The following is a 19263-nucleotide window of genomic DNA, read 5'->3' on the forward strand; positions in this document are numbered from 1 at the left end:
AGGAGCCGGTTATCGGGAGCAGAAATCATGCGGTTAAACGCACCCCCCCGTTTCGGATGCGCGCTTATCGCGACCGGCATGATGCTCGGCACCACCAGCGCGGCCGATGCGCAGGACCGCCTGCCGCTGGTCCCGCAACCCGCAGCGATGACGCGCGGGACCGGCGCCGTGACGATCGCGGCGGGCAGCACGGTGTCCGCCGATCCCGGCGATGCCGGCACCACCGCCGCCGCCCGTCTGCTCCTCGCCCATGTGAAGACCGAACGTGGCCTGACGCTGGCGACCGGCGCGCGCGGCGTGATCCGCATCGATCGCGACGCGACGATCAAGGGTGCGGAAGCCTATCGCCTGACGGTCGATGCGTCCGGCGTGCGGATCGCGGCGTCGGGCGATGCCGGGCTCGTCTATGGCGCGATGACCCTGGCGCAGCTGATCAGCCCCGATCGCGCGTTCGGCCAACCCGTCCGGATCCCCGCGGTGACGATCGACGACGCCCCCCGCTTCGGCTGGCGCGGGCTGATGATCGATACCGCGCGGCATTTCCAGTCGCTGCCCTCGCTCTATGCGATCGTCGACCAGATGGCGTCGGTGAAGCTCAACACGCTCCATCTCCACCTCACCGACGATCAGGGCTGGCGGTTCGAGGTCAAGGCCTATCCCCGGCTGACCGCGATCGGCAGCGTCCGGACGTCCCCCTCGACCGGCGAGGCGCCCGGTATACAGGTCGGCGGCTTCTACACGCAGGACGAGCTGCGCAAGCTCGTCGCCTATGCGACCGAGCGCGGCATCGTCATCGTCCCCGAGATCGACCTGCCCGGCCACGCGCAGGCGCTCGTCGCCGCGTATCCGGACCTCGGCGTCCTCGGCGACACACCGAAGGTCAGCAGCGACTGGGGCGTGAATCCCTATCTCTTCAACCCCGGCCCCAAGGGCATCGCCTTCGTCAAGACGGTGCTCGACGAGATCATGGCGGTATTCCCGGGCACCTATGTCCATCTCGGCGGCGACGAGGCGGTCAAGGATCAGTGGGAACGCAGTCCCGAAGTCCAGGCGCAGATGGTCAAGCTCGGGATCAAGGACGAGAACGGGCTGCAGAGCTGGATGATCGACCAGTTCGGCGAATATCTTGCCAGCAAGGGCCGCCGCCTGATCGGCTGGGACGAAATTCTCGAAGGCGGCCTCCCCGCCTCCGCATCGGTGATGTCGTGGCGTGGCGAAAAGGGCGCGGTCGAGGCCGCGAACCAGAACCACGACGTCGTCCTCTCGCCCGCACCAACGCTCTACCTCAACAGCCTGCAAAGCGATCGCAGCGACGAACCGCCGGGGCGGATCGATATCCAGTCGCTCGAGACCGTGTACAAGTATGAGCCGATGCCCGCGGGGATCCCCGCCGACAAGGCGCATCACGTGCTCGGCGCACAGGGCAATCTGTGGAGCGAGTACATCGTCACGCCCTATCAGATGCAGCATCTGATCTTCCCACGCGCCGCCGCGCTCGCCGAGATCACCTGGTCGGGCAAGGACAAGCGCGACTTCGGCAGCTTTCTCGAGCGGGTCCAGCCGCAGATCGGCCGTTGGCGCACATCGGGGATGCAGGTCGCGGACAGCGCGTTCGCAGTCGGCTATACGCTCGCTGGCACACGCGGCGATGCGCTGCGCACCAAAAGCGCCAAAATCTCGCTGGCGACGCAGGCGCCCTATGGCACGATCCGCTACACGCTCGACGGCAAGGCCCCCGGCGCACGGTCGCCCGCCTATACGGCACCGCTGTCGATCAAACCTGGGGTCAAGATCCGCGCCGCCGCGTTTGACGCCGCCGGTCAGCAGATCGCCGAGCCACGCCTGTTCGATACCGGCCGTCAGGCACTGCTGACGCGCACTGCCTCCGACATGGTCGCCTGTCCAAAAGGATCGCTCGCGCTACGCGTGCCGCTGACGCCCGAGGCGCAGGCAAATGCACCGGTCTACAATATCGACCTGTTCGACCTGTGCACCGCCTATCCCGCCGCGCCGATGGATGTCGCCAAGGGCTTCACGATCGATATCGCACGACTGCCGCGTCATTATGCGCTGGCGCATGAAGATACCAAGCTTCGCCGGCACTATAACGTCACCCCGCACGGCGAGCTGATCGTGCTCGTCGGCTGCACCGTGGCGGGTGCCAAGCCGGTCGTCGCCGGCACCTTCCCGCTCCCCAATCCGGCAACCGCCACCACCCGGTTCAGCGTCAGGGGCCGCCTTCCCGCGCTGACCGGCGACCGCGACATCTGCCTGCAATTCACCTCCCCCACGTCCGATCCCTATTATGCGGTCGAGCGGATGCAACTCACGGAGACACGCTGATGCGTCGCTGGTTCCTTCTCCCTCTCCTCGCGCTCGCCTCGCCCGCGATCTCGGCCCCGAAGACGGTGGTCACGCTCGACCGCGACTGGCAGGTGCGGATCGATCCGACCGACACGAGCGCGGTCGCCGCGCACAAGCGCGAGGCGAAATGGCTCGCCGCCACGGTGCCGGGCTCGGTCCAGCAGGACCTGATCGCTGCGCGCCGCGTCCCCGATCCCTACAAGGGCATGAACGAGGCGGCGATCCAGTGGGCCGGGCTGACCCGGTGGCAGTTCCGCCGCGTGCTCGACGTCACGCCGGCGATGCTCGCGCGCGACCATCTCGACCTCGTGTTCGACGGTCTCGACACCTTTGCGACCGTCACCGTCAACGGCACGCCGCTGCTCAAGACCGACAACGCGCACCGTCGCTGGCGGGTGGACGCGAAATCGGCGTTGAAGGCTGGCCGCAACGAGGTTCTGGTGACGATCGCCTCGCCGATCCGCACGCTGCAGCCGATGGTGCTCGCCGAGAAGCATCCGCTTCCCGGCGAATATGACAGCGCGTTCGGCGACGAGCCCAAGGGCAAGCAGACCTCGCCTTATATTCGCAAACCCAAATATCATTACAGCTGGGACTGGGGTCCCCGGATCGTCAATATCGGCATCTGGCGCCCGGTCCGTCTCGAGATCTGGGACGAGGCGCGGATCGAGACGTTCCGGGTCGAGCAGGAGGATCTGAGCGACGCCGAGGCGCGGATCGCGGCGAAGCTCGACATCGTCGCCGACACGCCCGGTCGCACCACCGTCCACGCCGTGGTCACGGGTCCCGACGGCAAGACCGTCACGGTCGACCGTAGCGTCACGCTCGCCGCCGGCAGCAACAGCGTCTCGCTGCCGCTGACGATCGCCGCGCCGCAGCGTTGGCAGCCGATCGGCTATGGCGCGCAGCCGCTCTACACCGTCACCGCCTCGCTCGCCGGCGCGCAAGCGACCGCAGAGGACAGTGTCACGCGGCGGATCGGCCTGCGCACGGTCGAACTGATCCGCAAGGACGGCAGCTTCGGCTTTAAGGTCAACGGCACGCCGATCTTCGCCAAGGGCGCGAACCTCATCCCGTTCGACATGTTCCCGTCGCGCGTCACCCCCGCCTATATGCAGACGATCCTGAAGGGCGCGGCGGACGCCAACATGAACATGATCCGCGTCTGGGGTGGCGGCTATTATCTCGACGACGCGTTCTACGACCTGGCCGACCGCATGGGGCTGATGGTGTGGCAGGACTTCATGTTCGGCGGCAGCGTCACGCCGCCCGACGCCGCATTCCGCGAGAATGTCCGGATCGAGGCCGAGCAGCAGGTCGCCCGGATCGGCTCGCATCCCTCGGTCGTGATCTGGGCCGGCGGCAACGAAGTGCTGTCGGGCTGGGAGAACTGGTCCGATCGCAAGGCGTTCAAGAAGGCGGTCGGCGCGGATGAGCAGGAGCGGATCGGTGCGGGCATGGCGGTGCTGTTCGACCGCGTGCTGCGCCAGGCGGTGACGAAATATTCGCCCGGCACCCCCTATTGGCCCGGCTCCCCCTCGACCGATTATGAGGGCCCGACCGACACCGACAAGAACGGCGATCGCCATTTCTGGGATGTCTGGTCAGGCTCCAAACCGGTCGAACGCTATCTCGACAGCTGCCCGCGCTTCATGTCTGAATATGGGTTCCAGGCGATGCCGGACCTCGCGACGATCCGCGCCTTCGCGGGCAAGGGCCCGCTTGCCGCCGACAGCCCGGTGATGAAGGCGCATCAGAAATTCCTCGCCGGCGAGGGCAATGAGCGCCTGCTGATGTATCTGCGCGATCGCCTGCGCCCGGCGAAAGATTTCGCCGATCTCGTCTATCTCACGCAGGTCAACCAGGCCGAGGCGATCCGCATCGCCGCGCTGCATCACCGTGCGTGCCGCCCGGTGACGATGGGATCGCTCTACTGGCAGCTGAACGACGTCTGGCCGTCGATCAGCTGGGCGAGCATCGATCATGACGGCCAGTGGAAGCTGCTGAACTATGCCGCGCGGCGCTTCTTCGCACCCCAGGCAATCGCCGCGGAGCACAAGGATGGCGCGACGCGGATCTCGCTGATCTCCGACGCGACCACGCCAATCGCCGCGCGCTGGCGGGTGCGCGCGATGGACATGGCAGGCACCGTGCTGAACGACACCACCACGCCCGCGACGCTGCCGCCGCTCTCGTCGACGCTCGCCGCCACGCTCCCCGATGCGACGCTGTTCGGCAGTGCCGCGCCGGGGGCCAGCTATGCGGTCGCCGAGCTGATCGTCGGCGACACGGTCGCCAGCCGTGCGATCATCGAACGCGCGTTGCCCAAGGACATGGCCTATCCCGATCCGGGCCTGAGCGTCACCTGGTCGGGCTCGACCGCGACGATCACCGCCAGCCGCTTCGCCCGCGCGGTCATGCTCGATTTCGGGGACGTGGCGGCGCAGCCCGCCGATGACGGGTTCGATCTTCTGCCGGGCGAGACGCGGACCGTCGCCGTTGCGTCGGACGCGTCGCCTGCCACACTGCGCAAAGCGCTCACCTTGAGGACCCTTGCCCGATGATCTGGCTCCTGCTCGCCTCCGCCGATCCCGTCGCCACCGCGGTCGCCACCATGTCGATGGAAGAGAAGGCCGCGCAGCTGCAGAGCACCGCGCCCGCCGATCCGAAGCTCGGCCTGCCCGCCTATGACTGGTGGAACGAGGGGCTGCACGGTCTCGCGCGCAATGGTCATGCGACCGTGTTCCCGCAGGCGATCGGCATGGCTGCGACCTGGGATCCGGCACTCGTCCGCAAGATCGGCGACGTCGTCGCGACCGAGGCACGCGCGCGCTTCAATGCGAAGCCCGCCAATGCCGATCGCCGCATCTATGAGGGGCTGACGATCTGGTCGCCCAACATCAACATCTTCCGCGATCCGCGCTGGGGGCGCGGGCAGGAAACCTATGGCGAGGACCCGTATCTGACCGGGCGGCTCGGCGTTGCGTTCATCGGCGGCCTCCAGGGCCCCGACCCGCTCCACCCCAAGGTCGTCGCCACGCCGAAGCATTTCGCGGTGCATAGCGGCCCCGAGGCCGGGCGCGACAGCTTCGACGTCGACCCCAGCCCGCAGGATCTGGAAGCAACCTACCTGCCCGCCTTCCGCCAGGCGGTGACCGAGGGCAAGGCACTCTCGCTGATGTGCGCGTACAACTCGATCCACGGCGTGCCCGCCTGCGCGTCGTCGCCGCTGATGGTCGACCGGCTGCGGCGCGACTGGGGCTTTACCGGCTTCACCGTCTCGGATTGCGACGCGGTCGGTAATATCAGCACCTATCACCACTACCGGCTCGACACGCCCGGCGCCGCGGCAGCGGCGATCAGGGGCGGCACCGATCTCAATTGCGGCACCGCCTATGCCGGCCTCCCCGCTGCGGTCCGCCAGGGCCTGGTGAGCGAGGCGGAAGTCGACACCGCGCTGACGCGCGCCTTCCGCGCCCGCCGCGCGCTGGGCATCGCGTTCGGCGGCGACAGCCCGTGGAGCAAGATCGGCACTGATCAGGTCGACACCCCCGCGCACCGTGCGCTCGCGCTCGAGGCGGCGCGCAAGTCGATCGTGCTGCTCAAGAACGACGCCAGCCGCCTGCCGCTCAAATCGGGCAGCCGGATCGCGGTGATCGGCACCAATGCCGACGATATCGGCGTGCTTCAGGGCAATTACCACGGCACCGCGGTCGCCCCGGTCACCCCGCTCGACGGCATCCGCAAGCAGTTCGGTGCCGCCAATGTCCGCTATGCCCAGGGCTCGGTGCTCGCCGACGGCGCGCCGGTGGTGGTGCCCGAAACCGTCTTCCCACAGGGGCTGAAGGCGGAGTATTTCGCCGGAACCGGGACGACCAGCGGCACGCCGGTGCTGACGCGCACTGAACGCCGCATCGATGCGGACCTTAACCGCGTCAGTCCGGCGCCCGGGCTTGGCCGCAGCTTCGGCGTCCGCTGGTCGGGCGTCTTCACTCCACCCGCCGCGGGTGACTATACGCTGGTGATCGACGTCCCGGCGTGCTGGAAGGACTGTTCGGTCCATGACGTCGCACGCCTCTGGATCGGCAACCGCCAGCTCACGGCGGGCGAGATCAAGAAGGGCCGCGTCGAGATCCCGGTCTCCAGCGACGGCAAGCCCGCCGCCTTCCGCCTCGAACTCGATCACCGCAGCGACGACGAGGGTATCCGCCTGCTCTGGACGCCGCCCGCCGCGCCGATGCTCGCCGCCGCCGTCGCCGCCGCAAACGCGTCGGACGTCGTCGTCGCGGTGATGGGCCTGTCGCCCGATCTCGAGGGCGAGGCGCTGTCGGTCAGCGTCCCCGGCTTCGTCGGCGGCGACCGCACCGACATCGGGCTTCCGCTCGCGCAACAGGCGCTGCTCAAAGCACTGCGCGCGACCGGCAAACCCGTCATCCTCGTCCTGACCAGCGGCAGCGCGGTGGCGGTCGATCCGTCGCTCGCCGACGCGATCCTGACCGCCTGGTATCCGGGCCAGGCCGGCGGCACCGCGATCGCCGAGACGCTCGCGGGGCTCAACAACCCCTCGGGTCGCCTCCCCGTCACCGTCTACAAGTCCGCCAGCGATCTGCCCGCCTTCATCGACTATACAATGAAGGAGCGCACCTATCGCTACTTCACCGGCAAGCCGCTCTGGGGCTTCGGCCACGGGCTGAGCTATACCAGTTTCGGCTATGCCGCGGCAAAGCCCGGCCTCACCGTCGCCGCCGGCCAGCCGCTCACGCTCGCGGCGAAGGTCTCGAACACCGGCGCACGCGCGGGCGAGGAAGTGGTTCAAGCCTATCTCGTCCCGACCGCGACAACTGGTGGCGGTCCGACCACCGCGGTGCTCCAACGCCAGCTCGTCGGCTTCGACCGCGTCGCACTCAAGCCCGGCCAGTCGCGCACCGTCTCGTTCGCGCTCGATCCCCGCTCGATGAGCAGCGTCGCGCGCGACGGCACGCGGACGATCCAGCCCGGCGCCTATCGCCTCTATGTCGGCGGCGGCCAGCCCGGCGACGGAGAGGGACAATGGACCGACCTGACGATCACCGGCGCAGCGGTGGGGCTGCCCAAATGATCGATCGCCGTTCGTTGATCGCCGGCGGGCTCGCGCTCGTCGGCACCCCTGCCTTCGCCGCCCGCCCGAACCTGCCCTCCAAGCGCCCCGCCGTCGCCGACCGTCTGTTCAAGAGCCGGGCGGTGGAACGCGAGATCGCCCGCGTCTCGGCCCGGATCGCCGATCCGAAGCTGCGCTGGATGTTCGGCAACTGCTATCCCAACACGCTCGATACGACCGTGCGGATGTCGACCATCGGCGGCGCGCCCGACGCATTCGTCATCACCGGCGACATTCCCTGCCTGTGGCTGCGCGACAGCTCGGCGCAGCTCCGCCCCTATCTCCACCTCGTCCGCAACGATCCCGCACTGCGCACCGTGTTCCGCGGGCTGATCGCCCGCCAGTCGCGCTCGATCCTGCTCGATCCCTATGCCAACGCATTTCTCGAGGATCCCGCCGGCAAGACCGAGCTGAGCTGGGCGTTGCATGACCAGACCGAGATGAAACCGGGTGTCGCCGAGCGTAAATGGGAGATCGACTCGCTCTGCTACCCGATGCGTCTCGCTTATGGCTATTGGCAGGCGACGCGCGACGCGACCCCGTTCGACGCGACCTGGGCGGAGGCAGCGCGCACCAGCCTGCGCACCTATCGCGAGCAGCAGCGTAAGGATGGCCGCGGACCCTATAGCTTCCTGCGCGCCTCGAACCGCAATACCGAGACGATGGCGCTCGAGGGCTGGGGCAATCCCGCCAAGCCGAACGGCCTGATCCAATGCGGTTTTCGTCCGTCCGACGATGCCTGCCTCTATCCCTATCTGATCCCGGCCAATCACTTCGCGGTGACGACGCTGCGTGAACTGGCCGTCGTCGCGAAGGAGGCGCGCAACGACACCGCGCTCGCCGCCGATGCCACCGCGCTCGCGGCCGAGGTCGAGACCGCGCTCAACGCGCATGGCAAGATGCGGCTGCGCGACGGCCGCGAGGTCTGGGCCTATGAGGTCGACGGGTTCGGCAACGCGGTCTTCATGGACGACGCCAACGTGCCGTCGCTGTCCGCGCTCGCCTATATGGGCTGCGTTCCCGCCACCGACCCGCTCTGGCGCCGCACCTCGGACGCGGCCTGGAGCGACGCCAATCCCTATTTCTTCAAGGGCACCAAGGCGGAGGGGATCGGCGGCCCGCATGTCGGGCTCGGCCAGATCTGGCCGATGTCGCTGATCATCCGCGCGCTTGCCGGCGCCGACGACGCGACCGTCCGCACCTGCCTCCGGATGCTGCGCGATACCGATGCCGACACCGGCTTCATGCACGAGGCGTTCGACAAGGACGATCCCACCAAGTTCACGCGCAGATGGTTCGCCTGGACGAACGGACTGTTCGGGGAACTGCTTGTCCATCTTGCCGATACCCGCCCCGCGCTGCTGGCGGCGCCGTTATGAGGCTCACGCGACGTACAGTGCTCGGCTCGACCGGTGCGTTGGCGCTGAGCGGCGCGATGCCGGCCTTTGCCGGCCGGTCGCGCGCGGTGCCCGATCTGTGGATCGGGACCGGCGGTGACGGTCATACCTATCCCGGCGCGACCGTGCCGTTCGGCATGGTCCAGGTCAGTCCCGACACGGATACGGAGAACTGGGCGAACTGCTCGGGCTATCATCGCGGTGACCCGTCGATCATGGGCTTTTCGCACACGCATCTGTCGGGTACCGGCATCGCCGACATGATGGACGTGCTCGTCGTGCCCGCCCGCGGCCCGGTCAAGCTGCGCCCCGGCGCGCCCGACCGTCCCGGCGAAGGCTATCGCCAGACCTATGCACAGGAGAGTGCCGAGCCGGGCTATTATGCCTGCACGCTGGGCAACGGCGTCCGCTCCGAACTCACCGCCGAAGCGCGCGTCGGCTGGCAGCGGCACCGCTTTCCCGCCGGCCCCGGGCATCTCCTGATCGACCTCGGCAATTACCGCGACAGCCGCCCGGGCGAAGGCCCGCTGATCGACGACAGCCGGATCGAACTCGAATCGGACGGCATCCTGATCGGCAGCCGCCGCACCTTCCGCTGGGCCAAGGGGCGCCGCATCCACTTCGCGATGCAGGTCTCGCGCAAGCCCGACCGGATCACGCTCCATGCGGGCGACCAGGTCGTCAACGGCGCGATCGCGACCGCCGACCGCGTCCGCGCGGTATTGCACTACGATGATGCGGGCTCCGCCCCGATCGTCGTGCGCACTGCGGTCTCCGCGGTCGACATGGCGGGCGCACGGACTAACCTCGCCGCCTCGGCCTCGCGCGATTTCGATGCGGCGCGGCGTCAGGCGATCGGCGACTGGGCCGATGCGCTCAAGACCGTTAAGATCGACGGTGGCAGCGACGACCAGCGCGTCGTCATGGCGACTGCGCTCTATCACGCGATGCTCGCGCCGACGTTGTTTTCGGATGTCGACGACCGCTATGTCGGGCTCGACCGGCTGGTCCACAGCGTGCCCAAGGGCGAACAGGCCTACAGCACCTATTCGACCTGGGACACCTACCGGACGCTCCACCCGCTACTGACGCTGGTCGCGCCCGATCGCGCGCGGTCGCTCGTCCGTGACTTGGTCCGCCAGACGCAGCAAAGCGCCTATGGCCCGCCCTGCTGGCCGCTCCAGGGGGTGGAGACCGGCACGATGATCGGCTGGCATTCGGTCGCGATCATGGCGGAGGCCGCGGCCAAGGGCATCGACGCAGACTATGCCGCCGCCTGGCCCGCGATCCGCACGCGTGCTTTCGACGCCAAGGCGCCCGACCTCGTCAACAGCCGCGCGCGCGGCACCTATATCGCGCGCGGCTATCTGCCTGCCGATCAGGTCGACGAGTCGGTCAGCCGGACGCAGGAATATGCCTATGACGACTGGGCGATGGCCGCCCTCGCGGCCAGGGCCGGGGCGACCGACGACGCGGCCCGCCTGCGTGAGCGCAGCCGGAACTATCGCAACGTGCTCGACCCGACGATCGGCCTGGCGCGGCCCAAGCTTGCCGATGGCAGCTGGCTGACGCCCTATGACCCGATCCAGCTCGGCCATATCAAGCGCTACCACGACTTCACCGAAGCCAATGGCTGGCAGACGACCTTCCTCAACCAGCATGACCTCTACGGCCAGATCGCGCATTTCGGTGGCGATGCGAAGTTCGCCGCACGCCTCGACGCGCTGTTCGCCGCGCCCTCGACGCTGCCCAGGGACGCACCGCCCGACATATCGGGGCTGATCGGCCAATATGCGCACGGCAACGAACCCGATCAGCACGTGCCCTATCTCTACGCCTATGTCGGCCAGCCCTGGAAGACGCAGGCGCTGGTGCGCAGGATTCTGACGACGATGTACAAGCGCGCGCCCGACGGGATCATCGGCAATGACGATTGCGGCCAGATGAGCGCCTGGTTCGTGATGTCAGCGCTCGGCCTCTACGCGGTCGATCCGGTCGCGGCGGTCTATGTGTTCGGCTCGCCGCTCTTCACCCGCGCCGAACTCAAGGTCGGGGGCAAGCGCAAGGTCGTGATCGAGGCGCCGGGCAACCGGATCGATACGCCCTATGTCACCGCGGTCACTTGGAACGGCAAGCCCTGGACGAAAAGCTGGATCGCGCATGCCGATCTCCTCGCTGGCGGTACGCTGCGCTTCACCATGTCCGCCACCCCCGATCCGGCGTTCGGCGCGAAGCTCGCTGACCGCCCCCCCTCGTTCGGCCGCCCCGCTGCCTGAATTCCCACGGAGACGTTGATGACCGAAGTTTCCCGCCGCCTCCTGCTCGCCTCGGGCCTTGCCGCAACCGCGACGCCTGCGCTCGCAGCGACCCGCGCGGCCGCCCCCAAGCCATGGGGTGCGACGCCGTCGAAGCGCCAGCTCGCCTGGCATGCGCGCGAGCAATATGCCTTTGTCCATTTCTCGATCAACACCTTCACCGATCGCGAATGGGGCTATGGCGACGAGGATCCCAAGCTCTTCGATCCGACCGATTTCGACCCCGACCAGATCGTTGCGGCGGCCAAGGCAGGCGGCATGCGCGGCATCATCCTGACCGCCAAGCATCATGACGGCTTCTGCCTGTGGCCGACGATGCTGACCGAGCATTGCATCCGCAACAGCCCGTACAAGAACGGCAAGGGCGATGTCGTCGGCGAGATGGAGCGCGCAACCAGGCGGGCCGGGCTCGATTTCGGCCTGTACCTCTCGCCCTGGGATCGCAATCACGCGGAATATGGCCGCCCGGCCTATGTCGAGTATTTCCGTAAGCAGGTGGTCGAGCTCTGCACGCGCTACGGCACGCTGTTCGAATTCTGGTTCGACGGCGCCAATGGCGGCGACGGCTATTATGGCGGCGCGCGCGACACGCGGAAGATCGATGCACCGAAATATTACAACTGGCCGTCGATCGTCGCGCTGGTCCATCAGCATCAGCCGATGGCCTGCACCTTCGATCCGCTCGGCGCCGATGTCCGCTGGGTCGGCAATGAGGACGGCGTCGCGGGCGATCCCTGCTGGCCGACCATGCCGAACCATCCCTATGTCCAGAGCGAGGGCAATTCGGGCGTGCGCGGTGCGCCGCTCTGGTGGCCGGCCGAGACCGACGTCTCGATCCGGCCGGGCTGGTTCTATCACGCGGACGAGGATGCGAAGGTCAAGACGCCCGCGCGGCTGGTAAAGCTGTACGACGAGTCGGTCGGTCGCGGTACCAACCTCAACCTCAACCTGCCACCCGACCGGCGCGGCCGCCTCGCCGATATCGACGTCGCCGTGCTGACATCCTTCGGCACCGCGCAGGCCGCCACCTTCGCGCGCGACCTTGCCCAGGGCGCGGTCGCGACCGCCAGCCACAGTCGCGGCGCAGGCTTTTCGCCGGCAAACGTCCTCGACAGTCGCGCCGACAGCTATTGGTCGACCGCCGACGGGATCACGACGCCCACTCTCGTGCTCGACCTTCCCCCCGGCCGAACCTTCGACCTCATCCGCCTGCGCGAATATCTCCCGCTCGGGCTGCGCGTGACGCGGTTTGCGGTCGATGCCGAAGTGGACGGCCGGTGGCGCGAACTGGCGCAGCACGCCTGCATCGGCGCGCAGCGGATCATCCGCCTGCCCGCACCGGTCACGGCCCGCCGCCTGCGTCTGCACATCCTCGAGGCCCCCGCCTGTCCCGCCATCCGCGAGATCGCGCTTTTCCGCCAGGTCGCGCCCGCCGCGGTCGCCACCGTCGTCGCGTCGGACCCGAGCATCGTCGCCACGACGCGCTGGTCGATCGCTGCCGCCTCCGCCCCCGGCGCACAGGCCCTGCTCGACAACGATACCGCGACGAGCTGGGCGCTGCCCGCCCCCAAAGCCAGCGCCCCCGCCTCGGTGACGATCGACCTCGGCGCGACCGAGACGCTTGCCGGGTTCAGCCTGACGCCGTCGCGCGCGGTGATGGCAGACACCGCGCCGCCAAAGGGCTACCGGATCGAGACGAGCACCGACGGCACCGACTGGCAAGAGGCCGGCAAGGGCGAACTGCCCAACATCGCCTATGCGCTCGCGACTCAGCGGATCGCCTTTGCGAGCCCGGTCACCGCCCGTCTGCTCCGCCTCAGCTTTGCCGAGACCGCGATTCCCGCCCGTCGCCTCGCAATCGCCGGAATCGGCGCGTTCCGACCGCGCAGCGGGTGACGCAATGATACGGCCTGTCCCACGCGTGCAATAAATTGCGGGCATACCTCAGGTCGGATCCGGTGCCGCGACGGTGCCGGTCCGGCCGGGGACACGCCATGACAGCGACCGAAACCAGTGCAACGCCGATGACCAGCATGGCAGGGGCCGCCGCGGACGTTGCAGCCGCTGGGCCGGTGATACGATCCGCCTGGCTTGCACCAGGATTCTACCTCGCATTCCTGTTCGGTGCGCTGTTCCTGTTCGCGATCGGCCTGCTTCTGCTCTGGCGGTCGGCGAAAAAACTCCGGCGATTCCGGGCACCTGCTGGAAACGGACACGGTTCGGCGTGGTCCGGGCAACATCCGTCGCCCACGACCTGATCCCCTAACATGAAGCAGGCCGATTCCTTGCCGCCTGCATGGACCCGGTCTGGTGGATCGCACGTTGAGCCCCCGAACTTCGTCCTCGACAGCAAGGATCCGCAATGAGCGACATCGAACAGCGCAACCCCGGCAACGGTGGTGAGACGCATCAGCAGGCAGGCAGCGACGTCCCCGTCCTGACCACCAACCACGGCGTGCCCGTGTCCGACAACCAGAACAGCCTGAAATCCGGCGCGCGTGGTCCCACGCTGCTCGAGGATTTCGTGCTGCGCGAGAAGATCTTCCACTTCGATCATGAGCGGATCCCCGAGCGGATCGTTCACGCACGCGGATCGGGTGCGCACGGCTATTTCGAGGCGACCGACGACATTTCCGACCTGACCAAGGCAGCAGTGTTCAAGAAGGGCACGAAGACCGAGCTCTTCACGCGCTTCTCGACGGTCGCCGGCGGAGCCGGTTCGGTCGACACCCCGCGCGACGTGCGCGGCTTCGCGGTCAAGTTCTACACGACCGAGGGCAACTGGGATCTCGTCGGCAACAACATTCCGGTGTTCTTCATCCAGGACGCGATCAAGTTTCCCGACCTGATCCATTCAGTGAAGATGGAGGCCGACCGTGCCTATCCGCAGGCGGGTTCGGCGCACGACACCTTCTGGGACTGGGCATCGCTGACCCCGGAGTCGACGCATATGCAGATGTGGGCGATGTCCGACCGCACCCTGCCGCGTTCGCTGCGGATGATGGAAGGCTTCGGCGTCCACACGTTCCAGCTCGTGAACGAGGAAGGCAAGTCGAGCTTCGTCAAGTTCCACTGGAAGCCCAAGCTCGGTCTCCAGTCGACGATCTGGGACGAGACGCTCAAGCTCCAGGCCGCGGACAACGACTATCATCGTCGCGACCTGTGGGAAGCGATCGACACCGGCGACTTCCCCGAATGGGAGCTCGGCATTCAAGTGTTCGACAAGGCGTTCGCCGAGGCGCAGCCTTATGACGTGCTCGATTCGACCAAGCTGATCCCCGAGGAGGACGTTCCCGTCCGGATCATCGGCCGGATGGTGCTCGACCGCAATGTCGACAACTTCTTCGCCGAGACCGAGCAGGTCGCGTTCCTGCCGACGAACATCGTCCCCGGGATCGATTTTTCGAACGATCCGCTGCTTCAGGGCCGGCTGTTCAGCTATCTCGACACGCAGAAGTCGCGCCTCGGCACGACCAACTTCCATCAGATCCCGGTCAACGCACCGCGCAGCCCAGCCGGCAATTTCCAGCGTGACGGCATGATGCAGACCAAGGTGCCCAAGGGGCGTGCCAATTACGAGCCGAACAGCCTGTCGGTTGTCGGCGAAGACGGTGGCCCGCGCGAATCGCCGAACGGCTTCGTGACGACCACGAACCCGACCGGTGCGGACGAGCAGGGCGAGAAGCTGCGGATGCGCGCCGAACTGTTCGGCGATCATTACAGCCAAGCGCGGCTGTTCTGGGTGTCGGCGACCGACAATGAGAAGGCGCATATCGCGTCGGCCTTCACCTTCGAGCTGTCGAAGGTCGGTCTCGCGCATGTTCAGGAGCGCACCGTCGCCAACCTGCGCAACGTAAACGAGGAACTGGCGACGCGCGTTGCCGATGGTCTCGGCATCCCCCTGCCGGCAGCCAATCCGGCGTTCCGCGCGCCGGTCGACATGCCACCCAGCCCGGCACTGTCGATCCAGAAAAACATGAAGGAGACGCTCGAGGGCCGTCAGGTCGGGATCCTGATCGCCGACGGGTCGGATGGCGCGGAGATCGACGCGGTCGTTGCAGCGGTCGAGGGTGCAGGCGGCAAGCCGGTGCTCGTCGCCCCCAAGGTCGGTGGCGCCAAGCTTGCCGATGGCAGCATGAAGAAGGCACAGGGCCAGCTTGCCGGCAGCCCGTCGCAAATCTTCGATGCGGTGGCGGTCGTCCTGTCGGCCGACGGGTGCAAGATGCTCCTGAAGGAAGGCGCGGCGGTCCAGTGGGTCATGGATGCGTTCGGTCATCTGAAGGCGATCGGCGCCAGCGATGCGGCCAAGCCGCTTCTCGACAAGGCCGGCGTAGAGCCCGATGCGGGTGTGGTGGTGCTGGCCGACATCGCGACCGCGGGTGCGAAGCGCTATTGGGATCGTGAACCCGGCGTCCGCACGCTCGCCTGATCGGCGGTAGAATGAGACCACGCCGTTCGCGCGTGGTTTCATTCGTCCAACAGAAGAACGGCCGCCCCGCACATCTTGTGCGGGGCGGCCGTTTCGCGTCTGGCCCAGCTGTACGCGTGGACGGTCTAGGAGCGAACGAGTTCGGCGATCTCGAACGCGTGCGACCGCCAGCCGCGTTGGATCGACGCCTCCTCGGCCGCGACGCGCTTCTTCTTCGCCTCGGCCAATGACTTACTGTGCCCCCAGAACACTTCGGTCTTACCGTTGGCGAGCACCGCGACGATCCGCCAGTAATGCGTGAACGCAGTCGCCGTAGGCCCGATCGTCTTCACATAGCCATCGGGCAGCGTCGCGGTGAGATAATGCTTCTTCGCCAAGTGCGCGTCAGTCCGCCGCTGGCGCGGCCGCGGCATCCGTCCTGGCCGCGAGCATGTACCCGAAGACGACGAAGACCAGCCCGCCGACGGTGTTTCCCGCGGTCACAACAACGAGATTGTGCACCGTGCCCGCCAGATCGATCACCGGATGCGGCGCCATGAGGCCGAGCGTGAGCGCGGTCATGTTGGCGACCGAATGCTCGAAACCAGCAGCAACGAAAGCGAGCAGGATCCAGGCCATCGCAATGCACTTGGCCGCATCGCCCTTCATCCGCGCCGCCGTCCAGATCGCGAGACAGACGAGCCAGTTGCACAGGATCGCCCGCGCGAACAACGCGATCCCGTCCGCCTCGACCTTGTGCTGGACATAGGCGTTGAACATCGTGTCGGCATTGGCGAACACGGCCCCGCCGCCGCCGATCGCGAAGATCGCCGATAACAGGACGCCGCCGACCAGATTGCTGAGCCAGACGACAGCCGCCAGCGTGATTGCTTCACCATAGCTGATGGTCCGCTTCGCCAGGCCGAAGCCAAGATACATGACATAGCCGGTGAACAGCTCGGCGCCGGCGAATACCGTCAGGATCAGGCCGATCCCGAACGTCGCGCCCATCACCAGCGGCCGGACGCCGGGGGGAAGCCCCGCCGCCGCGCTGATCGCCAGGATCATCGCGATCCCGATATAGGTTCCCGCCAGAATCGCGCCCGCAAAGAAGCCAACCGGTGAGCGACGCCACGCCGCGGCCTTGGCCGCCGCGAGCGTCGCATAGGTGTCGATCGTCGGCGCGTATCCCGCGCTCATGCCATCGCGGCCTGGCTCTGGCCGACGACCCCCGCGCGCGCCACGCCGCGCTCCGCACCGACATCTCCGCCGGCCCGCCGCACCGTGACCGGCACCGATTTGTAGGACGGGGTGAAGCTCTGCGGATCATGATCCTCGAGTGCGATCAGCGGCTGCGTCTCGGGATAATAGGACGCGATGCACCCGTCCGGCAGCGCGTAGCGGACCAGGGTCAGCTTCTGCACGACGCGATCAGGATGCGCATATTGCAACGCGGTGGCGACATCGACGACATCGCCCTCCGCATAGCCAAGCCGCGCCATGTCCCGCTTGTTCATGAACAGGATATCGCGACGGCCAAAGACACCGCGATACCGGTCGTCGAGGCTGTATACGGTCGTGTTATACTGATCATGCGCACGCAATGTCGTTAGCCGAAGCACGTCCGGCGCGTTTGCGGTCTCGTCTTCCTCGATCCCCTCGGCGACGATGAAGTTGGCTTTGCCGCTGCTCGTCTTCCAGATCCGCATCGCGGCGGAATTGGGCAGATGGAACCCGCCGGGCTTGCGAATGCGCGTGTTGTAATCGGCGAAATCGGGAAACACCGCCTCGATCTTGTCGCGGATCAGGTCGTAATTGGCGACATAGGCATCCCAATCGATATCGCCCTTGCCCTTGAGCGTCGCCTTGGCGATCTCGCCGACGATCCAGATCTCGGACTTCACATTCTCGCCCGGCGGCATCAGGAAGCCGCGCGACGCGTGGACCATCGACATCGAATCCTCGACGGTGACCGACTGCGGGCCACCGGCCTGCGTGTCGAGCTCGGTCCGCCCCAGGCATGGCAGGATATAGGTGTCCTTCGCCATCAACAGCATCGTGCGGTTGAGCTTGGTGGTGATGTGCACCGCCAGGTCGAGATTGCGGAACCCTTCAGCGCACGCCTGCGGATCGGACGACGCGATGGCGAGGTTGCCGCCCAGGCAGACGATCGCCTTGGCCTTGCCGTCGCGCATCGCGGCGATGCTTTCGACCACCGAATGACCATGCTCGCGCGGCGGCTCGAAGTTGAAGACCTTCTTCATCTGATCGAGCAACAGCGGCATCGGGCGTTCGGTGATGCCGACCGTCCGGTCGCCCTGCACGTTGCTATGCCCGCGCAGAGGACAGATCCCGGCGCCGGGGCGGCCCATATTGCCGCGCAGCAGCAACAGGTTCGCAAGCTGCTGGACGTTGCTGGTACCGGTGCGGTGCTGGGTGATCCCCATGCCGTAACAGGCGATCGTCGCCTTGGACGACGCATAGATCCGCGCGACGTCCTCGAGATCCGCCCGGCGCAAACCACTGGCCTGTTCGATATCGGCCCAGTCAGTCCGTGCGAGATCGGCGATATAGGGTTCGAGCCCGTCGGTATGCTCGGCGATGAAAGCATGGTCGAGCGCGGGTTCGCCGCCGCTCGCGCGCGCCGCCTCGTCGAGCGCCACGAGTGCCTTGGCGATACCCTTGAGCGCCGCGGCGTCACCGCCGACCTTCACCTGCAGATAGGAGCTGGCGATCTGGGTCGCCGACATCGTCGCCATCTCGACCACCGACTGCGGCGATTCGAAGCGTTCGAGCGAGCGCTCCTTCAGCGGATTGAACACGATGATCTTGCCACCGCGGCGCGACACCTCGCGCAGCGTTGCCATCATCCGCGGATGATTCGTCCCGGGATTATGACCGATCGACAGGATCAGGTCGGCATGGTCGAAATCCTCGAGACTGACCGTGCCCTTGCCGATCCCGATCGACTTGGGGAGGCCGACCGACGTCGCCTCGTGGCACATGTTCGAACAGTCGGGAAAATTGTTGGTCCCGTACAGCCGCACGAACAGCTGATAGAGGAACGCTGCCTCGTTCGAGCAGCGGCCCGAGGTATAGAATTCGGCCTGGTTCGGATCCGGCACCGCGGCAAGACCCGCACCGATCGCGGACATCGCCTCCGCCCAAGTCACGACCTCATAATGGTCGGTCGCGGCGTTGTAGCGCAGCGGTTCGGTGACGCGACCCTGATCCTCGATCCAGTGATCGCTCTGCTTCCAGATCTCGGCGACGCTGTGCTTGGCGAAGAAGTCGGCGCCGATCAGCTTCGCCGTGGATTCCCATGCCACCGCCTTGGCGCCATTTTCGCAGAATTCGAACGACGAGGTATGCTTGGGGTCGGGCCAGGCGCAGCTCGGACAGTCGAACCCGTCGGGCTGGTTGGACTTCAGCAGCGTCTGCCCGCCCCGCACGACGATCTGCTGGGCCTTCAGCGACGTGGCAACCGCCTTGAGCGCACCCCAGCCACCGGCCGGGCCCGTATAGTCGACGATCCCGTCGGGACGCTTGTTACGCATACTCAAATCTCCAAATCGGGCGTGTCACCGCGGAAATTGCCCGGGTCCATGCAGCCTTAACGTTTGGAGTCGCGATACCGCGCCG

At 67.0% G+C, this 19263-nt stretch carries 11 protein-coding genes; 8 read left to right on the forward strand and 3 right to left on the reverse strand.

The features are described 5' to 3' along the window. Positions 1 to 27: 27 nt before the first annotated feature. The 8 genes from IFT54_RS09445 (at position 28) to IFT54_RS09480 (ending at position 15642) form a co-directional block, all read left to right on the forward strand. Positions 28 to 2343 carry a beta-N-acetylhexosaminidase gene (locus tag IFT54_RS09445; RefSeq protein ID WP_192070430.1) on the forward strand — a complete coding sequence of 772 codons (2316 nt, stop codon included), beginning with the start codon at positions 28 to 30 and terminating at the stop codon, positions 2341 to 2343. Beyond that, entirely contained in the window at positions 2343 to 4928 is a 2586-nt protein-coding gene (locus IFT54_RS09450; RefSeq protein WP_192070431.1) for a beta-mannosidase, read from the forward strand. The genes IFT54_RS09445 and IFT54_RS09450 overlap by 1 nt, the downstream gene beginning before the upstream one ends. After that, on the forward strand, positions 4925 to 7462 hold the full coding sequence (locus IFT54_RS09455) for a glycoside hydrolase family 3 C-terminal domain-containing protein (RefSeq protein ID WP_192070432.1): 2538 nt from the start codon (positions 4925 to 4927) through the stop codon (positions 7460 to 7462). The genes IFT54_RS09450 and IFT54_RS09455 overlap by 4 nt, the downstream gene beginning before the upstream one ends. Then, positions 7459 to 8880 (forward strand): glycoside hydrolase family 125 protein, encoded by a 1422-nt coding sequence (locus IFT54_RS09460; protein WP_192070433.1) that lies wholly within the window; start codon positions 7459 to 7461, stop codon positions 8878 to 8880. Before IFT54_RS09455 ends, IFT54_RS09460 begins: the two co-directional genes overlap by 4 nt. Next, positions 8877 to 11174: a GH92 family glycosyl hydrolase gene (locus tag IFT54_RS09465; protein WP_192070434.1), complete on the forward strand. Its 2298-nt coding sequence runs from the start codon at positions 8877 to 8879 to the stop codon at positions 11172 to 11174. Before IFT54_RS09460 ends, IFT54_RS09465 begins: the two co-directional genes overlap by 4 nt. Before the next feature lie 18 nt (positions 11175 to 11192). Next, positions 11193 to 13109: an alpha-L-fucosidase gene (locus tag IFT54_RS09470; RefSeq protein WP_192070435.1), complete on the forward strand. Its 1917-nt coding sequence runs from the start codon at positions 11193 to 11195 to the stop codon at positions 13107 to 13109. A 98-nt stretch (positions 13110 to 13207) separates the two neighbouring features. Continuing rightward, positions 13208 to 13471, forward strand: coding sequence for a hypothetical protein (locus tag IFT54_RS09475; RefSeq protein WP_192070436.1), 264 nt, complete (start codon positions 13208 to 13210; stop codon positions 13469 to 13471). 104 nt (positions 13472 to 13575) lie between these two features. Beyond that, positions 13576 to 15642 carry a catalase gene (locus IFT54_RS09480; protein WP_192070437.1) on the forward strand — a complete coding sequence of 689 codons (2067 nt, stop codon included), beginning with the start codon at positions 13576 to 13578 and terminating at the stop codon, positions 15640 to 15642. Positions 15643 to 15767: 125 nt separating this feature from the next. On the opposite strand, the gene IFT54_RS09485 is transcribed toward IFT54_RS09480, so the two are convergent. The 3 genes from IFT54_RS09485 to IFT54_RS09495 are packed head-to-tail and all read right to left on the reverse strand — an operon-like array spanning position 15768 to position 19178. Continuing rightward, the gene (locus tag IFT54_RS09485) at positions 15768 to 16055 is read right to left on the reverse strand and encodes a hypothetical protein (protein ID WP_192070438.1); all 288 of its coding nucleotides are present in this window, start codon (positions 16053 to 16055) and stop codon (positions 15768 to 15770) included. After that, positions 16027 to 16821, reverse strand: coding sequence for a formate/nitrite transporter family protein (locus tag IFT54_RS09490; RefSeq protein WP_192070439.1), 795 nt, complete (start codon positions 16819 to 16821; stop codon positions 16027 to 16029). The genes IFT54_RS09485 and IFT54_RS09490 overlap by 29 nt, the downstream gene beginning before the upstream one ends. Next, positions 16818 to 19178: an FdhF/YdeP family oxidoreductase gene (locus IFT54_RS09495; RefSeq protein WP_192070440.1), complete on the reverse strand. Its 2361-nt coding sequence runs from the start codon at positions 19176 to 19178 to the stop codon at positions 16818 to 16820. The genes IFT54_RS09490 and IFT54_RS09495 overlap by 4 nt, the downstream gene beginning before the upstream one ends. Positions 19179 to 19263 lie beyond the last annotated feature (85 nt).

The organism is Sphingomonas sp. CFBP 13714 (assembly GCF_014842205.1).
Taxonomy (GTDB): Bacteria; Pseudomonadota; Alphaproteobacteria; order Sphingomonadales; family Sphingomonadaceae; genus Sphingomonas; species Sphingomonas aerolata.

Coding starts and splice junctions, on each gene's coding strand:
- IFT54_RS09485 (WP_192070438.1), bottom strand. CDS start 16,055: ATGCCGCGGCCGCGCCAGCGGCGGACTGACGCGCACTTGGCGAAGAAG.
- IFT54_RS09465 (WP_192070434.1), top strand. CDS start 8,877: ATGAGGCTCACGCGACGTACAGTGCTCGGCTCGACCGGTGCGTTGGCG.
- IFT54_RS09445 (WP_192070430.1), top strand. CDS start 28: ATGCGGTTAAACGCACCCCCCCGTTTCGGATGCGCGCTTATCGCGACC.
- IFT54_RS09490 (WP_192070439.1), bottom strand. CDS start 16,821: ATGAGCGCGGGATACGCGCCGACGATCGACACCTATGCGACGCTCGCG.
- IFT54_RS09480 (WP_192070437.1), top strand. CDS start 13,576: ATGAGCGACATCGAACAGCGCAACCCCGGCAACGGTGGTGAGACGCAT.
- IFT54_RS09470 (WP_192070435.1), top strand. CDS start 11,193: ATGACCGAAGTTTCCCGCCGCCTCCTGCTCGCCTCGGGCCTTGCCGCA.
- IFT54_RS09450 (WP_192070431.1), top strand. CDS start 2,343: ATGCGTCGCTGGTTCCTTCTCCCTCTCCTCGCGCTCGCCTCGCCCGCG.
- IFT54_RS09455 (WP_192070432.1), top strand. CDS start 4,925: ATGATCTGGCTCCTGCTCGCCTCCGCCGATCCCGTCGCCACCGCGGTC.
- IFT54_RS09475 (WP_192070436.1), top strand. CDS start 13,208: ATGACAGCGACCGAAACCAGTGCAACGCCGATGACCAGCATGGCAGGG.
- IFT54_RS09495 (WP_192070440.1), bottom strand. CDS start 19,178: ATGCGTAACAAGCGTCCCGACGGGATCGTCGACTATACGGGCCCGGCC.
- IFT54_RS09460 (WP_192070433.1), top strand. CDS start 7,459: ATGATCGATCGCCGTTCGTTGATCGCCGGCGGGCTCGCGCTCGTCGGC.